Raw genomic sequence first — 20,350 nt, forward strand, 5'->3', positions numbered from 1 at the left:
ATCACCTTATGTCATTATCTTTGGTTAATCTCGCTACAATTGCTGCAACCTTTTCAGCTGCCATTTTTATTTGTTGTTCATTATTGGCTGCTCCAAAGCTGAACCGAATCGAGTTTATTGTTGTTTCATTAGCTGATCCATACATTTCCGCTAACACATGTGATGGTTCTACAGACCCAGCTGTGCACGCACTACCACTTGATGCCGCAATACCTGATAGGTCAAAGTTTGTTAACAGTGATTCTACATTTGTACCAGGAAAGCTTAAGTTTGCAATCGATGCTATCGTATGAACTCCGTTTATTTGATAATTAACTGTCTGTTCATCTAATGTATTTAAAAATAGTTGTTTGTAGTTTCCATAACGCTTGTTCCTGTCTTGCATCTCTATCATAACCAATTCTATTGCTTTAGCAAATCCTTTAATTCCTACTACATTTTCAGTACCTGGGCGTTTTTTCCGTTCTTGTTGTCCCCCGTGCTGAATGGATTCTATGGTTACGCCGTCCTTAACATATAAAAAACCAATTCCTTTTGGACCATTTATTTTATGAGAGGAGACCGATAATAGGTCAACACCTAAATCATTAACGGATAAAGGCAACAATCCGTAAGCCTGGACCGCATCCGTGTGGAAGTAAGCTAGGTGGTTATTCAGTATGGCACCGATTTCTTTAATTGGTTGAATAACACCTGTTTCATTATTAACTGTCATGATTGATACTAGTATCGTTTCCTCTGACAGTGCTGCTTCTAACGCTGATAGCTCCACTTGACCCGATTCGTTAACAGGTAAATAAGTTATACGAAATCCTCTTTTTTCTAAGTATTTAGCTGCGTCTAATATTGCGTGATGCTCAATTGTTGTTGTAATTATATGGTTACCACGGTGTTGATTGGCAATAGCAGTTCCAATTAATGCTAAATTATCAGCCTCTGTACCACCACTCGTAAAAATTATTTCCTTTTCTTGTGCGCCAATACTTTTAGCAGCAATCCTTCTTGCTTCATCAAGAAATTGTCGTGCTCTTCTACCAAAATGATGTACACTGGAAGGATTACCATAAACGTCCTCTAATGCAGGTATCATAGCTTTTATTACTTCGGGATGAATCGGTGTTGTTGCAGCGTGATCTAAGTAAATTGGTTCCACCGAAATTCCTCCTATCTTTCTAAATATAAAACATATGGGGGTCTTGCCTATCATCATCCCCATGTTTTCTCAAATCATCCAATGTTGTCGTATCTAACACATTTTTAACAGCATCTCTAATTCTAATCCACAATTGTTGTTTGGCTGGTTCTTCATCTTCAATCCCTTCCACTGGTGTGATTGGACCTTCCAAAATTCGAATAATATCACCTGCAGTTATTTCCGAGGGGTCTTTTGCTAACACATAACCACCATATGCACCACGAACACTTTTTACTAAACAAGCATTTCGCAACGGGGCAACTAACTGCTCTAAATAATGTTCTGACAGGTTATTGTCCGTCGCAATGGTTTTCAAAGAAACTGGTCCACTCCCATTATGCCTTGCTAGTTCAATCATAATTGTTAATCCATATCGACCCTTTGTCGAGATCTTCACCGAGCTTCACCTCTTCTAAACGTAAATTAAGGTAACTATATCATTAATAAATTAGCAACAAATCGTTTGCAGCTAGACAGTTCCTAGATTTTTTATTATCTCTTTCATTAAAGCATCTATAATATCATCATAATTATAGCATGAATAGTTTCACTCTTGCATTTTCAAGAGGTTATCAGTACGCTAAAGACAGTTCAACCATTACTAATGAAGAAAAGATAATTCTAGTTAATTTATTTGAACACGTCAAGGAATCAAACTTATGTGAGAAAAAGGAGAAAGAAACATATGAGTCAAAAGCCTTTAGCTTTTCGTATGCGTCCTAAGAATATTGACGAAATAATTGGTCAAAAACACTTAGTTGGTGAAGGAAAAATGATACGACGAATGGTAGAAGCAAATCGTCTTTTATCAATGATCCTATTTGGACCACCAGGAACAGGTAAAACATCAATGGCAACAGCATTAGCACGAAACTTACAGTTACCATATAAACTATTAAATGCAGTAGTAGACAAGAAAAAAGACATGGAAATTGCTGTGGAAGAAGCGAAAATGCACGGACAACTCGTATTAATATTAGATGAAGTACATCGTCTCGATAAAGCGAAGCAGGACTTCTTGTTACCCCACGTCGAAAGTAATTTAATCACTTTAATTGGTTGTACAACAAGTAACCCGTATCATTCGATAAACCCAGCTGTAAGAAGTAGATCACATTTATTTGAATTACATCCCCTTAATGACGAAGATGTAAAAGAAGCTGTCTATCGTGCATTAAGGGATAAAGTAAATGGGCTAGGAAATATCGAGATAGAAATAACAGAAAATGCTTTGGATCATTTTGCACAGTCTGCTAACGGAGACTTACGCGCTGCACTAAACGGGTTAGAGTTAGCTGCATTCTCAACACCAAAAAACAAAGACAATCTAATCGTAATTGACTTAGAAGTTGCAGAGGCATGTATGCAAAAGAAAAGTTTTAGCCATGATAAAAACGGTGATGCCCATTATGATGTCCTTTCTGCATTCCAGAAATCGATTAGAGGCAGTGATGTGAATGCTGCGTTACATTATCTCGGCAGATTAATAGAAGCAGGAGATTTGGATAGTATTGCTAGACGCTTAGTTGTTTGTGCTTATGAAGATATTGGACTAGCCAATCCGCAGGCAGGTCCACGAGCACTAGCAGCAGTCGAAGCTGCAGAGCGGATTGGTCTACCTGAGGCCAGAATACCTTTAGCAGTTTCGATTGTAGAATTGTGCCTATCACCTAAATCAAATTCTGCTTACAAGGCCTTAGATGAAGCCCTAGCAGATATCAGAAACGGTAATACTGGAGACATTCCCATTCATTTAAAAGACGCTCACTATCAAGGGGCGATTTCTCTCGGTAGAGGTGTCGATTATAAGTACCCACATAACTTTGATTCTGGATGGGTCGAGCAACAATATTTACCAGATAGAATAAAAAACAAAAAGTATTATCAGCCAAAAGATACTGGTAAGTTCGAACAGTCCTTAAAACAAGTTTATCAAAGAATATCAAAAAAAGAACAGTGAGTTTAGTAATATAGTGGTATAAATCTTTTCTTTTTAGGTAATGATAGATACAAATATTTAAAAACTATTTCTATCAATTTGTGATTTAAACAAAAAAACATAAAAAAGATTATCTAAAAAGAAAAGGGAGTGTCGTAATTGGTTAAAGTGAGACAAGACGCATGGTCGCATGAAGATGATTTATTACTAGCAGAAACTGTTTTGCGTCACATTAGAGAAGGAAGTACGCAATTGAATGCATTTGAAGAGGTTGGAGATAAACTAAATAGAACTTCTGCAGCCTGTGGATTCAGATGGAATGCTGAGGTCAGACAAAAATATGAACAAGCAGTAGCTATCGCTAAACGACAAAGAAAAGAAAAGAAACGTGCTCAAGCACGCGAAGAAAAAGCAGAGCAAAAACATACGCCGCAAAAAAGTGCAATTAACGTCAATAAAGAAACAATACCTGCAACAAATTGGAGCATGTTAAATGAGGAAGTATTAGAAACTGAATCAAATAATCAAGTCAGTCAGCCCATTACACAAGACGCCTCTATTAACTTAGACATGGTCATAGATTATCTATCTAGTATAAAGCAGGAGTATTATGCATCGGCAAATTCTCAAACAAACCTTGAAAAGCTAAAAGTGGAAAATGCTGAACTTATCAAAGAAAAAGAATCATTAGAGAAAAAGAATTCGCAATTACAGGAACAATTACAAACCATCCAAGAAGACTATCAAGTTTTAATCCAAATTATGGATAGAGCTAGAAAAATGGTAGTTTTTGACGATGACGAAAGTGTATCCACCCCTGCTTTTCGAATGGAGAAAAATGGTAACCTAGAACAAGTCGCAAGATAAACAGAAAAGCGGAAGCGCCTGGTTAGACCCGTCAGGCATAAGACAAGACCTGACGTGGCGGTCTTTGCCACAGAAGGGATTGACTTATGACCCGAGGGGCTAGGCGCTGGAGCTAGACAAGAAAAGCGGAAGCGCCTGGTTAGACCCGAGGCGCTTCTTACGTTTGTTATACTTTTTATCTGCTAAAAAAAACCCTTAAGTCAAAACACTTAAGGGTTTTTTCATTTCTTTTGCATAAATCCCAATTATGCCGTCTTGAATTCATGCGTTTTGATCCCGCTTCCAAGCAGGTGGGTGCTCTGTTCAATACTTTATGCTTCCTCTCATTACCTATACCTTCCATAATGAGGCTTGCACGCCATATTGAAACGTCAAGCTCCCGAATACATAATGTTCGGTCAAAACGATAAGAAAAGACGAACACATCAGGACTCATACAAATGATGTTTTCTGTTTATATTTTCTAACTAAATGATAGCATAACTCTATCGTATATTCAAGCAGATCTCTTATTACAGCTTAAACGTTTTTAATTTTATTCAGCTGTAAATTCAACTCCTTTAGTTGATTGTTACTAACTGTACTTGGTGCATCTGTTAGTGGATCAGATGCTGATGCAGTTTTAGGGAATAAAATAGTATCCCGTAAATTGGTTCTACCAGCTAATAACATAATAAACCGATCAAAGCCTAAAGCAATACCACCATGTGGTGGAGCGCCAAATTCTAACGCTTCTAACAAGAACCCAAATTGCTCTTCTGCTTCTGCCACTGTAAACCCTAAAATTTCAAACATCTTCATTTGCATTTCTTTATTATATATACGGAGTGAGCCACCGCCTAGTTCGTAACCATTTAACACTAAATCGTATGCTTTCGCTTTTACTTCACCAGGATTTGCCTTTAATTCATCTAAATCATTGGTCTTAGGCATTGTAAACGGATGATGTGCAGCAAAATATCGCCCAGCATCCTCATCATACTCGAATAATGGCCAGTCTGTTATCCATAAAAAGTTAAATTGTGATTCATCAATTAGGTTTAGCTCTTTACCTAGTTTAAGTCGTAATGCACCTAAGCTATCATAGACTATCTTCTTCTTATCAGCTACAAACAATAACAAATCGCCATCTGATACTTCTAGGAGTTTCTTTATTTCTGCTACCTCTAATTCAGACAAAAACTTCGCGATAGGCCCTTTAACCTCCCCGCCTTCAGCTTTCATCCAAGCAAGGCCTTTTGCACCGTAAATTTTAACAAAGTCGGTTAATTTATCAATATCTTTCCTTGAGAAACTTTCGCCATTACCTTTTACATTAATTGCACTTACGCTACCACCAGAATCGACTGCATCTCGAAATACTTTAAATCCAGAATCTTGGACAGTTTCTGACAGATTGACTAATTCCAAACCGAACCTTGTATCTGGTTTATCAGAACCGAATCTTTCCATTGCTTCATCATACTGCATACGCGGGAAAGGTAGGTTGATATCTAGTCCTTTCACTTCCTTCATGACTTTTTGCATCATTCGTTCTGTCATTTCCATAATCTCATCACTTGTCATGAAAGATGTTTCAATATCAATTTGTGTAAATTCAGGCTGACGATCGGCACGTAAATCTTCATCCCTAAAACAACGAGCAAATTGATAATATCTTTCAAACCCTGACACCATTAACAACTGTTTAAATAACTGTGGTGATTGTGGTAATGCGTAAAAGTGCCCTGGATGTACGCGACTCGGTACTAAATAGTCTCTTGCGCCTTCTGGTGTACTTTTCGTTAGCATTGGTGTTTCCATTTCAAGAAATTCTTCTTCATTTAAAAAGTTGCGAATTACTTGGGTTGCTTGATGACGCATTTTAAATGTCTTTTGCATTGGGTCTCTTCTTAAATCAAGGTAACGATATTTCAATCGAACATCTTCAGCAACATCCGTTTCATCCTGGATTTGAAATGGCGGATTCTTAGCAGCATTTACAATTTTAATTTGTTGAATGACTACTTCAATATCACCTGTTTCCATTTTCGGATTAACAGTTGAAGGATCACGATCGACGACTTTTCCTACCACTTCAATTACATATTCACTTCTTACTGTTTCAGCAAGATTTAAAGCTTCTTCCGATTCAGTAGGGTTAAAAACAATCTGGACTAGACCAGAACGATCCCTTAAATCAATAAAAATTAATCCGCCCAAGTCCCGTCTTTTTTGCACCCAACCGATTAATTTAACTGTAGAATCTACATTTCCCTTACGAAGTTTCCCTGCTAAATATCTACTTCCCATCTTGCTTGTCCCCCTGTAATGCTTTTATTAAGTAAGTGACCAACTCGCAAAGCGCAACTTCCTGTTGCTCACCAGATTCCATATCTTTAACACTTACTTGGTTATTTTCTAATTCATTTTCACCGAGAACAATTACATACTTAACATGTAATCGATCAGCAGTTTTAAACTGCGCTTTTAATTTACGTTCTTGATAATCTTTATCAATTTGAATACCTGCTTTACGCAATTCGTATGTTAACCGGACAGCTTCTTCTTGGGCTTTGTCACCAAGTGATACAAAATAGCAATCCACCCCGCTGTTTTCATTTAAGGCAACTGCTTCGGCATCAAGAGCCATTAGTAACCGTTCAACACTAAGGGCAAATCCAATTCCAGGGGTTTCAGGTCCACCTAAGTCTTCAACAAGACCATTGTATCTCCCTCCGCCACACAGTGTAGTAATAGCACCAAATCCATCGGCATCACTCATAATTTCAAATGCAGTATGGTTGTAATAATCTAACCCTCTTACTAGATTCTTATCAACTTCGTACGGAATGCCCATGTGATCTAAATAATTTTGGACCTTTTGAAAATATTCGCCTGATTCCTCATTTAAGTATTCTAAAATTGAAGGCGCAGTTGCCATTGCAGGGTGTTCTCTGTCTTTTTTACAATCCAACACCCGAAGTGGATTTTTAGTTAATCGAACTTGACAGTCAGCGCAAAGCTCTTCTTTATGTGGTTCAAAGTGGTTAATCAATGCTTCTCGATGGTTGTTTCTACTTTCCGTATCACCGAGGCTATTGATCACTAACTTCAACGATTTTAGACCTAACTCCTGGTAAACAGACATAGCTAACGACATGATTTCTGCATCAATTGCTGGGTCTTTACTCCCTAACGCTTCGACACCAAATTGAACAAATTGTCGCATTCTCCCTTGTTGTGGTCTTTCATACCGGAACATTGGACCAAAATAATAAAGCTTAGTCGGCTGTGTTGGTGACCCATAAAGTTTGTTTTGTACAAACGCTCGGACAACGGAAGCGGTCCCTTCTGGCCTAAGCGTAATACTCCGATCACCACGGTCCGTAAAGGTATACATTTCTCTTTGAACGATGTCTGTTGTATCACCTACTCCACGCTGGAATAATTCAGTATGTTCAAAAATAGGCGTACGAATCTCCTGATAGTTAAATCTCCTACATAAATCCGTAATTTTCCGTTCTACAAATTGCCACTTTTCTGTTGTTCCTGGTAATAAATCTTGAGTACCTCTGGGTGCTTGTACTGTCATATCATAAACCTCCTCTTTTCACACTAAATCGCACATTTTTCAACTCTATTTAGACAACAAAAAACTCTCATCCCTAATGAAAAAGGGACGAGAGTTACCCGTGTTGCCACCCTAGTTGAGACAAGAAAACAAATGTCTCCACTTAAACAGTTAACGCCTGTATACGTCCATACTTACTCATTTCAATACAGAACCTTCGGAATGTCTTTCAACAAGGCATCTAGTAAGAACTCTTTCAGCCAAGAAGCTCTCTCTCTATCCTAGTGTTTCTCGTTTACTTTTCCCATCATCAGTTATGTCTATTTAATTTATAATAGATTATTTTTCAAGTTTTTCAGAATTGTCTATAATCATAATGTTTCATAGGAAAGTTGTCAAGAACGATTTAACTTTTCCTTTAATTTTTTTACATCTCTTAATGAGACACCTAATTCTTCTGCAATTTCCATACTATTTGATTTACCTTCTAGTTCAGTAAACCGATGAAAATCAACACCATAAATAAATTGATCAACCTGGCCATATGGATGCTTTTCATTATATCTCATTCTATTCCTCCATTTATCTTTTGATTTTTTGCTAGTTATTGATTAGGATTAAATAGTATAATTCATTATTATTACTTCTAATATGCCTTGATTAAAGTGAGGGAGCAGATTTGGTTAATCGAAAAAAAGTACTAATCCTGTTTGGTTTGTTCTTGTTAGTTTTATCCATCTCATCAGTTGTTTATGCAAAAGATGCTCTGATTAATGTCAATAACTTAAACGTCAGAAGTGGCCCTAGTCTGAATGATGAGGTTATTACAAAGGTCGATAAAGACGAGGTGTACGAAGTATTGGATGAACAGGAAGATTGGGTCCAAATAAAAGTGAAGGATCAAACCGGATGGGTATCAAAAGATTACATAAATTTTTCTAATATAGATGAACAAGCACAAGGTCTTGAAGAAGATAAACTAACTAGTCGTGCAGTTATTAAGTATGAAGAAGTCAATATTCGTAATGGCCCATCAACGAGTTACGAAATTATTGGCTTCGCAAAAAAAGGTGAATCTTATCCAATTAAAAACCAAGAGAATGATTGGACGGAAATAGAGTTTAACGGAAAGCAGGCCTTTATTCCGGCGTGGGGAATAGAATCAAATAATAGCAAGCCGAAAAATACTAACATAAAAAACAAAACAATTGTATTAGATGCAGGTCACGGCGGTTACGATGTTGGAGCTATAGGGATAAGTGGTAACTATGAGAAAGATTATACCTTTACCACCGCAAAAAAAATTAAACAACTTCTCGAAGTATTAGGTGCAAATGTCGTATTAACTAGGAAAACAGACCACTACTATTCTTTAAGTGGACGAGCAATTATTTCGAATCTTGTAAATGCAGATGCCTTTATCAGCATCCATTACAATAGTACGCCTCAATTTCCTGAAGTAGTAGGAGTTGGTAGCTATTATTATTCTGAGAGTAATCAACGGTTTGCCGAAATAATGCAATGGTCTATACTAGACAGTACTAAAATGAAAAATAGAGGTGTCCAGTATGCAAATTTTCAAGTATTAAGAGAAAATCATCAACCAGCTCTGTTACTTGAGCTCGGCTTTATTTCAAACCAAGCAGAAGAAAGTAAAATACAGTCTGAAATATTCCAAAACAAAATGGCAAATGGCATCGTTTCAGGATTGATTAACTATTTCAAGTAAGAAAAGCGCAAGTCGCGCCTTGTTAAGCCTAAGGCAGGCATAAGACAAAATCTGACGTGGCGTTCTTTGCCACAGAAGGGATTGACTTATGACCCGAGGGGGTAGGAAGAAGAGTAAAACAGCTCTTGAATCTCTTTTAAAAAACATACTAGCCAAATTCCACGAAATGATTCCAAAACCAACAGGAAAGCCAGTGATTAATAATCACTGGCTTTCCTTATCTTTATTATCTGTAAAGATAAATTCCCTATCGTTCACGGCTATCTAATAGTAGTGTTACTGGACCAACGTTCGTAAACTGGACGCGCATCATTTCACCAAATTGCCCGGTTTCAACAAAGACATCCTCACTTTCGAGTAATGTATTAAATTGCTGGTATAACGCAAGAGCATACTCTGGTTTTGCTGCGTTCATGAAATTAGGTCTTCTTCCCTTTCTTGTGTCACCATAAAGGGTGAACTGGGAGATAGATAACACCTTCCCCCCAACATCCTTTAATGACAAGTTCATTTTCGCGTTTTCGTCTTCAAATATCCGTAGATTGGCAATTTTGTATGCCAAGTAAGCAGCATCTTCCATTTGATCATCATGGGTTATTCCAAGCAAAACAACTAAGCCTTGATCAATTTCGCCGACAATTTTATCTTCTACTACAACTTTTGCATTCTCAGCCCGTTGAATTACCACTCTCATAAGACATCTCCTTACTAACTATTTAACATACGTTCTACCGTATAAACATCCTTGATTTGTTTTAAGCGATCAACTATTTTTCTTAGATGACTGACATTATGAATCAGGATCGTAATATGAATGAGTGCCATTTTATTTCGGTCTGATTTGCCATTTACTGCAGTAATATTTGTTCTTGACTCATTGACGACCTGTAGCACATCGTTTAACAAGCCTCTTCGGTCATATCCTGATATTTCAAGGTCAACATGATATTGTTTTGTATTGGTATCAGTATTTTCCCAAGCAACCTCAAGAATTCGGTCTTTTGCCTCATCAGTCTTTATATTAGGACAGTCATGACGATGAACAGAAACACCTCGTCCCTTTGTAATATATCCGACAATCTCATCACCAGGTACAGGATTACAGCATTTTGATAACCGGACTAACAGATTGTCTACACCTTCGACCCGTACACCGGAATCTTTTTTGTGAACTGGTGTGGATTTTAATCCATTACTTTTAACCCCTTCGATTTTTTGTGCCAAATCTTGTTCCTGTTGATGTTGTTTACGGATTTTATCGGTTAACCTTGTTGCAATTTGAGATGCAGTAATCCCTTGGTAACCGACAGCTGCATACATATCTTCTTCATTAGAGAAATTAAATTTTTCAACAACCTTTTTTACATTCTCAGGAGTAAACACATCTTTTAAATCGAAGCCAGCCGCTTTTACCTCTTTTTCAACTAATTCTTTCCCCTTAGTTATATTTTCTTCTCGGCGTTGTTTTTTAAAAAATTGTTTAATTTTGTTCTTTGCCTGCGATGTTTGGGTTATTTTCAACCAGTCTTGTGACGGACCGTATGAGTGTTTAGATGTCATCACTTCAACAATATCACCATTTTTCAGTTGGTAATCTAACGGTTCCATTTTGCCATTGATTCTTGCACCAATCGTTTGATTACCAACTTCAGTGTGGATTTTGTAAGCGAAATCTAACGGTACAGACCCTGCTGGCAGCTCAATCACATCACCTTTAGGGGTAAATACATAAACCATATCTGAAAACAAATCTACTTTTAGTGATTCCATAAATTCTTCTGCATCATGTGTCTCTTGTTGCCATTCCAGTATTTCTCTAAACCAAGCTAACTTAGCTTCCGAATTATTATCATTCGGATTTATCCGTTTACCCTCTTTATATGCCCAATGAGCAGCAATCCCATATTCAGCAATTTCATGCATTTCTTTCGTCCTAATTTGCACCTCTAACGGGGCACCTTTTGGACCAATTACCGTTGTGTGAAGGGATTGATATAGATTGGGTTTCGGCATTGCAATATAATCTTTAAACCGACCAGGCATTGGCTTCCAACAAGTATGAATAATTCCAAGTACCGCATAACAATCTTTGATGCTATCAACGAGGATACGAACAGCCAATAAATCATATATCTCATTAAATTGTTTGTTTTGTAAAACCATTTTACGATAGATACTATACAAATGTTTTGGCCTTCCAGAAAACTCCGCTTTAATGTTGACTTCTTCTAGTTGCTTTTGGACCTCATCCATTACTTCCTGGATATAATGTTCTCTTTCTTCCCTTTTTTGCTTCATCAGATGCACAATCCGGTAATATTGCTGCGGATTTAGGTAGCGAAGAGCCGTATCTTCTAACTCCCACTTAATTGTTGAGATCCCTAAGCGATGGGCCAAAGGAGAAAATATTTCCAATGTCTCATTGGAAATTCTTCTTTGCTTTTCTGGCGGAAGATGCTTTAATGTTCTCATGTTATGCAATCGGTCTGCCAGTTTAATTAAAATGACCCTGATATCTTTAGCCATAGCAATGAACATTTTTCGATGGTTTTCTGCCTGCTGTGCTTCCTTTGATTTATATTTAATTTTTCCAAGCTTCGATACTCCATCAACGAGCATCGCAACTTCACTATTGAATTCCTCTTCTAATTGTTCAACTGTTACCGAGGTATCCTCCACGACGTCATGCAAAAAACCACCCGCAATTGTTTCAGGGTCTAATTCCAAATGAACTAAAATACCAGCTACCTGAATCGGGTGTATAATATATGGCTCACCTGATTTTCTAAATTGACCCCTATGTGCCTCTTCAGCAAATTGGTAAGCACGGCTAACAAACGCAGTATCCTCCTTAGAAAGATACCGAGCAGCCTGTTCAATAACTTCTTCCGCTGTCAAAACATTATCTTTCGACATCTAATCACCTTTGTCCCTTAATTGCTGCTCAACGAAAAAATGAGATCAGCTTTATCTACATATCATTAGTTTGCAGGAAAAATAATAAGTTCACGCTTTCTTATAGTATTGAAAAAACCAATCAAAAAGTAAAGTAAAAATAATTAAAAAGCATTAAATAAAGGAAATAAATCTCCCTATACTAGGAAAATAAGGAGCACTCTACTACTGTAAAGCACTCCTTTTCCTATTAATAGTAATTAATATTGCATTAAAGTGAGTACATCGTAACCTTCTAATTTATCCCGTCCATCTAGGTAAGTTAATTCGATTAAAAATGCACATCCAGCCACAATCCCACCAAGCTGTTCTACTAATTTTATTGTTGCTTCAATCGTTCCACCAGTTGCAAGGAGGTCATCTGTTATTAACACACGTTGGCCTGGTTTAATCGCATCTTTATGAATCGTAAGTACATTTTCACCGTATTCTAAGCCATAATCCACTTTAATTACCTCACGCGGAAGCTTTCCTTCCTTACGAACTGGTGCAAAACCAACCTCTAATGCATACGAGACAGGGCACCCTACAATAAATCCTCTTGCTTCTGGCCCAACAACAAGATCTATATCTCTATCTTTAGAATATGCAACAATTTCATCGACAGCTGACTTGTAAGCTGTCCCATTATCCATTAATGTTGTTATATCTTTAAACCGAACACCCTTTTTAGGCCAATCCTCTACGATAGTTACATATTGCTTATAATCCATTACTTACTTCCTCCTTAGGTGCACTATCTACCAATAATTGGTTATTAAACCAACCTTTTAATTCAGCATAACTAGAGTAGTATAGTACTGCTTCTATTTCTAATTGTTTACTTTGCTGTTGATAGGTCTTTGACTCAACTAAGTCTTTTTTTGCAGGTTTTGATACTGGTTCGATCATGCCACTATCCATTTTAACAAATTCTAGTTCATAAAACACACGAATAATCAGTTTGATCTTTTCCGGCTTCCATCCCTTAGCTTTTGATAACTGCCCGATATCTTTATCTATATCAAACTGTTGCTTTTTTAGTAGCATCGCATAAAACCATTTGAATTCTTCTCTCGTAGGCAAAGCATTAAAATATTGTCCTTCATTTTCAAGGCGATAACAAGCATAAACTCTTGCAGGTTGAAGCTCAGCGACAAGATGAGCTAACTGAGCTAAATCAGTTGGTAAATCTAAAAGAATTAAATCAGAATTTTTTTGTCTTTCATTAGCAACAAAAGCACTTTCATAGTGAACGACATTCAATTCTTTTGGTAAGTGCAGAGAACTTGACTGTTGAAAGGTAACAGCAACCCCATTTTCATATATTGTTGTGGCTAATTGGTTATGCCAATGCTTTGAACCTCGGTAATCAAATAACTGCCATGATGAAATAGACAGATCTTTAAGCATGATTTGTGGCTTCTTTTTCCCATTCCACTCATTAATTTGGAGTTCTCCAATTATATCTAGCTCACTTTGTGGTGATATAATAGGATACAATTCCCCAAAACCAAAACCAATACAATCAAGCTTGGCATTATCTTGTTGTAAAATCAATTTTAAATGGTTCTTTTCACTGCCAATTTGTCTCACTTCATCTAGTTTTGATTTAACATGAATTAGTGGTTTAGGGTTTCCCATACCAAAGGGTGCAAGTTGCTCTATTTCTTTGATTAAATCTACAGAAAGCTCATCAATCGTAATGGTACTATCAATCCGAAGTACTTGCCGGTAATCGGCAGCAGTTAATTGCTTAGCAGCGCATTCGTTAAGTTTTTCTTTCAGTTGACTAATTTTTTCCAAAGATAATGTCATTCCGGCTGCTTGGGCATGTCCTCCAAAATGGATAAACGTATCACGTATTTCCATGCAATTTGAAAATAAATCAAAAGCATCAATACTCCTTGCAGATCCTTTTGCCTGTCCTTTTTCTTGGTTGATCGATAAGACTATAGCTGGGCGTTGATACGTCCGAACCAATTTTGACGCAACAATACCTAATACCCCTTCATTCCATCCCTCTTTGGCAACAACAATGACATTATCGATAGAGGGATTTGTTTCGAGCATAGCTTCTGCTTCGTGAGTAATTTCATTAACAATTTGCTGTCTATCTTGATTCAATTGTTGTATGAATGCCGCAAGTTCCAATGCATCTTGTTGTTCCTCAGTAATCAACAAGTCAACTGCTGGATTAGCATCTTGAAGTCTTCCTACAGCATTTATCCTCGGTCCTATCAAGAAACCAATATGCTCTTCATTTACTTCCCCTTCAATGTTACATTGTTTTATCAATGCCTTTATACCAGGTCGATTAGAGTTAGATATCGCCTTTAAGCCATAATAGGCAAGTATTCTATTTTCGTTGACTAATGGAACTAAATCCGCAATTGTCCCTATGGCAACTAGGTCCAACAAGTGACTAGGAAAGTAACCTAAAAGGTGCTGCGCAAATTTGAATGCTACCCCTACACCAGCTAGTTCCTTAAAAGGATAGTTTGCTGAACATTTGGGATGGATAATGGCATAAGCATCTGGAAGTTCGTTTTGAACTTCGTGATGGTCTGTGATAATCAAATCAATACCTAACTCCTTAGCAATCTCCGCTTCTTCAACAGCTGCTATTCCATTATCAACAGTAATAATTAATTCAAACCCTTGGTCCTTTGCTTCTCGAAACGCTTGTTCATTTGGTCCATACCCTTCAGTAAATCTATTTGGGATATAATAATCACAAACAGCTCCAAGTTCCCTAAGCGCTTCTAATAAAACAGACGTAGAGCTTACTCCATCTGCATCATAATCTCCAAAAACCAATATATGTTCACCATTTTCAATAGCTTGATGAACTCTACTCGCTGCTTTATCAATATGTGAAAACAAAGCCGGACTATTTAAATCCTCTATGCTGGGTTTAAGAAACGTTTTAGCTTGTTCAGCTGTATAAATTCCCCGCTGAAGTAGAAGCATTTCAACGGTTGAGGATGTCGAAAGTTGTTTAATTTTTCTCGTATCATTACTCGAATTTTCCTTATAGGTAAATTCCCAATTGGCTTTACTCTTTAACATAAATTCACCCCTGACTCACTTATTATACAAAAGTGTATCAGGGGGAGCAAACACATCCTTTATTATTACTCGGTTGAATCCTGCCCAATTTTATTGGAAGACAGAGGAGCTTCTTTATAATCACTGTCGTCAATTTCTTGTAAGTCAACATTCATTCCGCTATTTTCCATTTCTTTCAACTTCTGATTTTCCATTTTCAATGCTCTAATCTCACGCTGAAGTTTGAACAGGCGAACGACACCGACAGCAGCTGTTATAATACCGCCCATTAACACAGAAATTAAGATAACAAGTATTAAAGGCGCTTCCCCTGTTCCGAATAAGTAATTTACCTCAACTGGTTCAACATTAATGACAGCAAAGATAGCCACAATTACAGCAAAGATAAGAGCGAAGATAATATAGGTTTGTCCTCTCATTCATCTACCACCTTTTTGTGTGTTTCTTCCTTTCATTTTCCTCTATTATAAATTTCTAAACTTAATATGTCGAATAATTGGATAAATTCGTCGATTTAGAAAAGCGCAGGGCGCACCCGGAGCTAGACAGCTCTTGGCTCTTTTTATGCTTTTTTATTTTTTAAAAAAACGCCCCTTGCTAAGAAGGAGCGCCTGAAAAGCGTTAAACTTGAGGACCATCTGTCCGTTTTTTCTCTGCATATACAATTGGATTATCTTTTATATTTTTCCCACGCCAGATTAACCATAGCTGTGCAGCTATAAACAGGGAGGAATAGGTACCTGCAATCAAACCAACAACCAACGCAAACGAGAAGTTAGTGATCGATGATGCACCGAAAACGAGTAACATAACAGCCGCAAACACGACAGTTAGTACGGTATTGATACTTCTTGTTAAAGTTTGCATTAAGCTTTTGTTTATAATAGCTGCAAGTTCTGCAAAGGATTTAACACGCTTTTTCAATTTTAAGTTTTCTCTTATCCGATCAAACGTTACGATTGTATCATTTATCGAGTAACCAACAATTGTCAATATCGCTGCAATAATAGTAATATCAAATTCCATCCTTGTAATACTAAATAAGGCTAGAATAAAAAATGCATCGTGGAGTAATGCAATGATAGCTGTTAATGCAAAGTAAAACTCAAATCGAATGGTAACATAGATAATAATACCAATCGATGCATAAATAACAGCAAAGAAAGCATTTTTCGCAAGTTCCTGTCCAACTATCGGGGAAACGGTACTAACATTTGGTTCACTACCATATGTCTCTTTAAAATATTGTTTAATATCAGCTATCGTTTCTTGTGATAGCTCACGGTCAAACCTAGCAACACCAATTTCATTGTTGTCTCCTGAGACCACTACTTTTTTAGGATCTAGTTGTAAAGAAGAAAATCCTTCTTCAATTTCTTGTGTTGAAACTGTTTGGTCAGCCAGTATTTCGACTCGAGAACCACTTGTAAAGTCTATCCCTAAGTTGAGGCGGAAGATACTCAAACAAAGAATCCCTGCAACGACTAAAATAATGGATAACGTGAAGTATTTTTTACGATTGTGTACAAAATCAAACTGCTTACCAAAGAAGGCAGGTTCAATTTCAGTTGTATCAGCTATATCTTTGATTTCCGATTGTTTTACTCCAAACCATCCTAGACGTTTATTTAAAAACTTACTATTTACCCAGAAAGATAAAAATAACCTAGAACCGTATACAGCTGTAATAAAGCTGACTAACACACTAATGATCAGTAAAGTAGCAAATCCCTTTACAGAGCTTGTCCCAAAAATAAATAGCACGGTTGCTGCAATCAATGTAGTAATATTTGCATCAAATATCGTGGAAAGTGAATTACTATTCCCTGCTTTAAATGCAGATATAACCGATTTTCCTTCTCGTAGTTCTTCTTTCATCCGTTCATACGTGATAATATTCGCATCAACAGCCATCCCAACACCAAGTATAATTGCAGCAATACCAGGCAGCGTTAAGACACCATTCATTAAATTAAATACTACTAATATAAGGTAAAGATAAACCGATATCGTTAATGTTGCAATAAAACCAGGAAAGCGATAATAAATAAGCATAAATAGGAAAATTAAAGCAATACCAAGCATACCAGCAAAAATCGTTTTATCCATTGCTTGTATACCGAACTGTGCTCCAACAGATGTTGAATAAACTTCCTTTAAGTTCACAGGGAGTGAACCAGCATTTAAAATTTTTGCCAAACGTTGGGCAGAATCAACGGTGAAATTACCATTAATTTGAACATTGGTCGAATTTATTACTTTATCTACCCCAGGTGCTGAGATGAATTTAGGTTTTTCCTTTGTTACTTCCTCTTTGTAGGAATAATCCTCTTTATAGTCCATCCAAATGACTAAGCGATTGTTAGGCGCTGGCATCTGGGAAATAGTTCTTGTAACGTCTGCAAATTTAGATGCATCTTTTAATCGTAATGTAACAATTGGTTGATTGGTTTGCGGATCAAAATCCTGCTTTGCACTACCTTCAGCAATATCTGAACCATCTAAATAAACCTTATCATTGACATCACGAAACGAAATCCTTGCTGAGGTACCTAAAAGCTCCCTCGCCTCCGTTTGGTCGTCTATTCCCGCCAACTGAACCCGGATTCTGTTGTCACCCTCAATATTAAAAACTGGTTCGCTGACTCCGAAAGCGTCTACACGTTCAATTAAAGATTGTGTAGTTGCTTCAAGAAGGTCCATTGATAACTCTTGATTTTCATCTACTGGCTCTACTTCATAGAGAATTTCAAAACCACCCTGTAGATCAAGTCCTAAGCTCATATCCTTCATAATTCCAGAAATCGTTGTCCCAATCGTACCTGCTAAAACGATGACGATCAGAAAAAAGGCAACGATTCTTCCTCGTTTTACCATGTTGAAATTGCCTCCTTCACACATCCACTCCAGTAACAAAACAACAACCATTATCCTATTATCTCAGTTCCTGAGATCGTTGCTTAAAGTGAACTGTTTTAAAATTTTAAACAACTCACAGAAATTGTAAGCACAAAAGTATTATGAAACTTTTATTTCATCGTGTCAATGGACTTTTATTAATCGTTAGACTCTGTCAATGCAGCAATCGAAGCTAACAGGTTATCATCCTTATAGGTCTTAACCGTTAAAAAACTCATGTATGTAGTAGTCTTTAGGTGAAAAATATCTTGAACGACTTCGTGTAACCTTTTTTCCGGATTTCCCTTCCATACTTTTTCGGTCAAACATTGCCATATATCCTCTGCATTTGTTTTGGTATATCCCATCATCCTAAACTCGTCCACTTTGCTTTTGATCACAATGGTTAGCATACTCTTCCATTCGTTTACCGGTTTTTTAATGACCATGATGCCATCTCCTTCTAAATATCAAGCTAAAATATGAAAGCTTGTCATGCTTGCCTAACTTTCACGCATATACATCATTGTATATGAATTTTAATTCTTTGAGAAGGCAGGTCGGTCAATGTGACCAAACAAACATTTTTACAAGGAACATTAATCTTAATTTTTGCAGGAATGATCACACGATTTCTTGGGTTTATTAACCGGATAGTTGTTGCACGAATTATGGGAGAGGAAGGCGTTGGCCTTTATAATATGGCCCTACCGACTTTATTTCTGATTTATACACTATCACAATTCGGCTTACCATTAGCCATTTCTAAACGCGTGGCTGAAGCAGAAGCGCATGGGGATAAACGAAAAATCAAACAAATTCTAGTCATATCCTTGACCATTACTGGAACGTTAAGCATCTTCTATACCGTTGGAATGATAATGTTTGCCCCTGTAGTCGCCAATACACTGCTAACGGACGATAGAACCTTATACCCTTTGTTAGCGATTAGTCCAATGGTGCCTATTAGTGCAATTTCTTCCGTGATTCGGGGGTACTTCCAGGGAAGGCAAAATATGAAGCCCCAAAGCTATGCACAAGTTATTGAACAAATCGTTAGAATATCCTGCGTTGCATTCCTAGTTAACTTATTTTTACCATACGGAATTGAATTTGCGGCAGCTGGTGCAATGATTTCGGTTATTATTGGAGAATTATGCTCTTTGTTATTTATGCTTTATATGTTTAAAACGAAAAAGAGAATAAAACTAAGAGGCAAAGTGTTTGAGTATATCCAGTCCGGAAAAAATACGCTAAAAGAATTAATGTCGATTGCACTTCCTAGTACAGGGAGCAGACTTGTTGGATCAATTTCCAATTTTTTAGAGCCCATTTTAGTTTCCCAAAGCCTTGCTATTGCAGGGATTCAAACTGCTGTTGCAACGAAGCAATACGGGGAGCTAACAGGTTATGCTCTTCCACTGTTATTTTTACCGACGTTTATTACGCACTCATTAGCTATTGCTTTAGTTCCAAATATTAGTGAAGCTGACGCACGAAATAACCGCAAACTCATACATTACCGAATTCATCAAGCAATTCGCATTTCCTTTGCATCAGGTGCGATTGCAACAATAGTTCTTACCTTATACGCGGCGCCAATTTTATCATTTATGTATGATAGTGCCAATGCAAGTCGATTTCTAGTACTAATGGCCCCGTTTTTCCTGTTACTTTATATTCAGTTTCCATTAAATGCAGCATTACAAGCATTAGATTATGCCAAGCCTGCCATGTGGAACAGCATTATTAGTACAAGTGTGAAATTCGTCTTATTAATTGTTTTAGCAACGAATGAAGAATTTGGAATTATGGGGGCAGCACTTGCAATGTCTGTCGGTGTTGTTCTCGGAACAGTACTACATTTAGCAACTTTGATAAAAGTGATTGGGTTTAAAATACCTTGGATAGACATTATTAAAATGGTTGCATTATTGGGGATTTCTTGGTTAGTTGGTGATCGATTAAAGTATATTTTTATCGGGTTTGAAACGCAACTTCCAATATTCATGCTATTGTTAGTAACGATGACAGTGATATATATAGCCTTGTTGTTTGTGCTAAAGTTTATTACAAAAGATGAGCTGGAACAATTACCTTTTTTGAAGCGGTTTTTTTAGTGTGGGATTCACTTAATTCCGTACTCTTGCTTTTTTTTAGAAA

At 37.1% G+C, this 20,350-nt stretch carries 16 protein-coding genes, 1 other RNA gene and 1 other annotated feature; of the genes, 4 read left to right on the forward strand and 13 right to left on the reverse strand.

From position 1 onward, the window contains the following. Position 1 precedes the first annotated feature (1 nt). Together NC799_RS01680 and cymR are read right to left on the reverse strand one after the other, a co-directional pair. Positions 2-1,153: a cysteine desulfurase family protein gene (locus tag NC799_RS01680; protein WP_272444579.1), complete on the reverse strand. Its 1,152-nt coding sequence runs from the start codon at positions 1,151-1,153 to the stop codon at positions 2-4. A gap of 19 nt (positions 1,154-1,172) precedes the next feature. Then, positions 1,173-1,592, reverse strand: a complete 420-nt coding sequence (cymR, locus tag NC799_RS01685) for a cysteine metabolism transcriptional regulator CymR (protein ID WP_272444580.1) — start codon at positions 1,590-1,592, stop codon at positions 1,173-1,175. Positions 1,593-1,880: 288 nt separating this feature from the next. On the opposite strand from cymR, the gene NC799_RS01690 reads away from it, so the two are divergent. Together NC799_RS01690 and NC799_RS01695 are read left to right on the forward strand one after the other, a co-directional pair. After that, positions 1,881-3,155 (forward strand): replication-associated recombination protein A, encoded by a 1,275-nt coding sequence (locus tag NC799_RS01690; RefSeq protein WP_272444581.1) that lies wholly within the window; start codon positions 1,881-1,883, stop codon positions 3,153-3,155. Positions 3,156-3,293: 138 nt separating this feature from the next. Further along, the gene (locus tag NC799_RS01695) at positions 3,294-4,001 is read left to right on the forward strand and encodes an RsfA family transcriptional regulator (RefSeq protein ID WP_272444582.1); all 708 of its coding nucleotides are present in this window, start codon (positions 3,294-3,296) and stop codon (positions 3,999-4,001) included. Between the two features lie 234 nt (positions 4,002-4,235). Here the strand turns inward: NC799_RS01695 and ssrS are convergent. The 4 genes from ssrS to NC799_RS01715 form a co-directional block, all read right to left on the reverse strand. Beyond that, positions 4,236-4,436, reverse strand: a non-coding RNA gene (gene ssrS / locus NC799_RS01700) — 6S RNA. Positions 4,437-4,520: 84 nt separating this feature from the next. Continuing rightward, complete coding sequence (gene aspS / locus NC799_RS01705; protein WP_272444583.1) at positions 4,521-6,293, reverse strand: aspartate--tRNA ligase; 1,773 nt, start codon at positions 6,291-6,293, stop codon at positions 4,521-4,523. Then, positions 6,283-7,575, reverse strand: a complete 1,293-nt coding sequence (gene hisS, locus NC799_RS01710; protein WP_272444584.1) for a histidine--tRNA ligase — start codon at positions 7,573-7,575, stop codon at positions 6,283-6,285. Before hisS ends, aspS begins: the two co-directional genes overlap by 11 nt. A gap of 80 nt (positions 7,576-7,655) precedes the next feature. Then, positions 7,656-7,874, reverse strand: a binding site (T-box leader). A gap of 75 nt (positions 7,875-7,949) precedes the next feature. Beyond that, complete coding sequence (locus NC799_RS01715; RefSeq protein ID WP_272444585.1) at positions 7,950-8,123, reverse strand: helix-turn-helix domain-containing protein; 174 nt, start codon at positions 8,121-8,123, stop codon at positions 7,950-7,952. 110 nt (positions 8,124-8,233) lie between these two features. On the opposite strand from NC799_RS01715, the gene NC799_RS01720 reads away from it, so the two are divergent. Continuing rightward, positions 8,234-9,283, forward strand: coding sequence for an N-acetylmuramoyl-L-alanine amidase (locus NC799_RS01720; RefSeq protein WP_272444587.1), 1,050 nt, complete (start codon positions 8,234-8,236; stop codon positions 9,281-9,283). A gap of 247 nt (positions 9,284-9,530) precedes the next feature. On the opposite strand, the gene dtd is transcribed toward NC799_RS01720, so the two are convergent. The 7 genes from dtd to NC799_RS01755 form a co-directional block, all read right to left on the reverse strand. Continuing rightward, entirely contained in the window at positions 9,531-9,977 is a 447-nt protein-coding gene (dtd, locus tag NC799_RS01725; protein WP_272444588.1) for a D-aminoacyl-tRNA deacylase, read from the reverse strand. A gap of 14 nt (positions 9,978-9,991) precedes the next feature. Beyond that, positions 9,992-12,199, reverse strand: a complete 2,208-nt coding sequence (locus NC799_RS01730; protein ID WP_272444589.1) for a RelA/SpoT family protein — start codon at positions 12,197-12,199, stop codon at positions 9,992-9,994. 239 nt (positions 12,200-12,438) lie between these two features. After that, positions 12,439-12,951: an adenine phosphoribosyltransferase gene (locus NC799_RS01735; protein ID WP_272444590.1), complete on the reverse strand. Its 513-nt coding sequence runs from the start codon at positions 12,949-12,951 to the stop codon at positions 12,439-12,441. Then, positions 12,941-15,289 carry a single-stranded-DNA-specific exonuclease RecJ gene (recJ, locus tag NC799_RS01740; protein ID WP_272444591.1) on the reverse strand — a complete coding sequence of 783 codons (2,349 nt, stop codon included), beginning with the start codon at positions 15,287-15,289 and terminating at the stop codon, positions 12,941-12,943. The genes NC799_RS01735 and recJ overlap by 11 nt, the downstream gene beginning before the upstream one ends. Positions 15,290-15,354: 65 nt before the next feature. Next, positions 15,355-15,708: a LapA family protein gene (locus NC799_RS01745; RefSeq protein ID WP_272444592.1), complete on the reverse strand. Its 354-nt coding sequence runs from the start codon at positions 15,706-15,708 to the stop codon at positions 15,355-15,357. A 202-nt stretch (positions 15,709-15,910) separates the two neighbouring features. Next, positions 15,911-18,166: a protein translocase subunit SecDF gene (gene secDF / locus NC799_RS01750; RefSeq protein ID WP_272444593.1), complete on the reverse strand. Its 2,256-nt coding sequence runs from the start codon at positions 18,164-18,166 to the stop codon at positions 15,911-15,913. 179 nt (positions 18,167-18,345) lie between these two features. Continuing rightward, positions 18,346-18,636 (reverse strand): post-transcriptional regulator, encoded by a 291-nt coding sequence (locus NC799_RS01755; RefSeq protein ID WP_272444594.1) that lies wholly within the window; start codon positions 18,634-18,636, stop codon positions 18,346-18,348. A gap of 120 nt (positions 18,637-18,756) precedes the next feature. Between NC799_RS01755 and spoVB the strand changes: the two genes are divergently transcribed. Then, the gene (gene spoVB / locus NC799_RS01760) at positions 18,757-20,307 is read left to right on the forward strand and encodes a stage V sporulation protein B (protein ID WP_272444595.1); all 1,551 of its coding nucleotides are present in this window, start codon (positions 18,757-18,759) and stop codon (positions 20,305-20,307) included. Positions 20,308-20,350: the final 43 nt, after the last annotated feature.

The organism is Aquibacillus salsiterrae (genome assembly GCF_028416595.1).
Taxonomy (GTDB): Bacteria; Bacillota; Bacilli; order Bacillales; family Amphibacillaceae; genus Aquibacillus_A; species Aquibacillus_A salsiterrae.

Bases quoted from the DNA above. Each gene is read 5' to 3' on its own strand.
- NC799_RS01730 (WP_272444589.1), bottom strand. From the start codon at position 12,199: ATGTCGAAAGATAATGTTTTGACAGCGGAAGAAGTTATTGAACAGGCT.
- recJ (WP_272444591.1), bottom strand. From the start codon at position 15,289: ATGTTAAAGAGTAAAGCCAATTGGGAATTTACCTATAAGGAAAATTCG.
- NC799_RS01715 (WP_272444585.1), bottom strand. From the start codon at position 8,123: ATGAGATATAATGAAAAGCATCCATATGGCCAGGTTGATCAATTTATT.
- hisS (WP_272444584.1), bottom strand. From the start codon at position 7,575: ATGACAGTACAAGCACCCAGAGGTACTCAAGATTTATTACCAGGAACA.
- aspS (WP_272444583.1), bottom strand. From the start codon at position 6,293: ATGGGAAGTAGATATTTAGCAGGGAAACTTCGTAAGGGAAATGTAGAT.
- NC799_RS01690 (WP_272444581.1), top strand. From the start codon at position 1,881: ATGAGTCAAAAGCCTTTAGCTTTTCGTATGCGTCCTAAGAATATTGAC.
- NC799_RS01755 (WP_272444594.1), bottom strand. From the start codon at position 18,636: ATGGTCATTAAAAAACCGGTAAACGAATGGAAGAGTATGCTAACCATT.
- secDF (WP_272444593.1), bottom strand. From the start codon at position 18,166: ATGGTAAAACGAGGAAGAATCGTTGCCTTTTTTCTGATCGTCATCGTT.
- NC799_RS01745 (WP_272444592.1), bottom strand. From the start codon at position 15,708: ATGAGAGGACAAACCTATATTATCTTCGCTCTTATCTTTGCTGTAATT.
- NC799_RS01735 (WP_272444590.1), bottom strand. From the start codon at position 12,951: ATGGATTATAAGCAATATGTAACTATCGTAGAGGATTGGCCTAAAAAG.
- dtd (WP_272444588.1), bottom strand. From the start codon at position 9,977: ATGAGAGTGGTAATTCAACGGGCTGAGAATGCAAAAGTTGTAGTAGAA.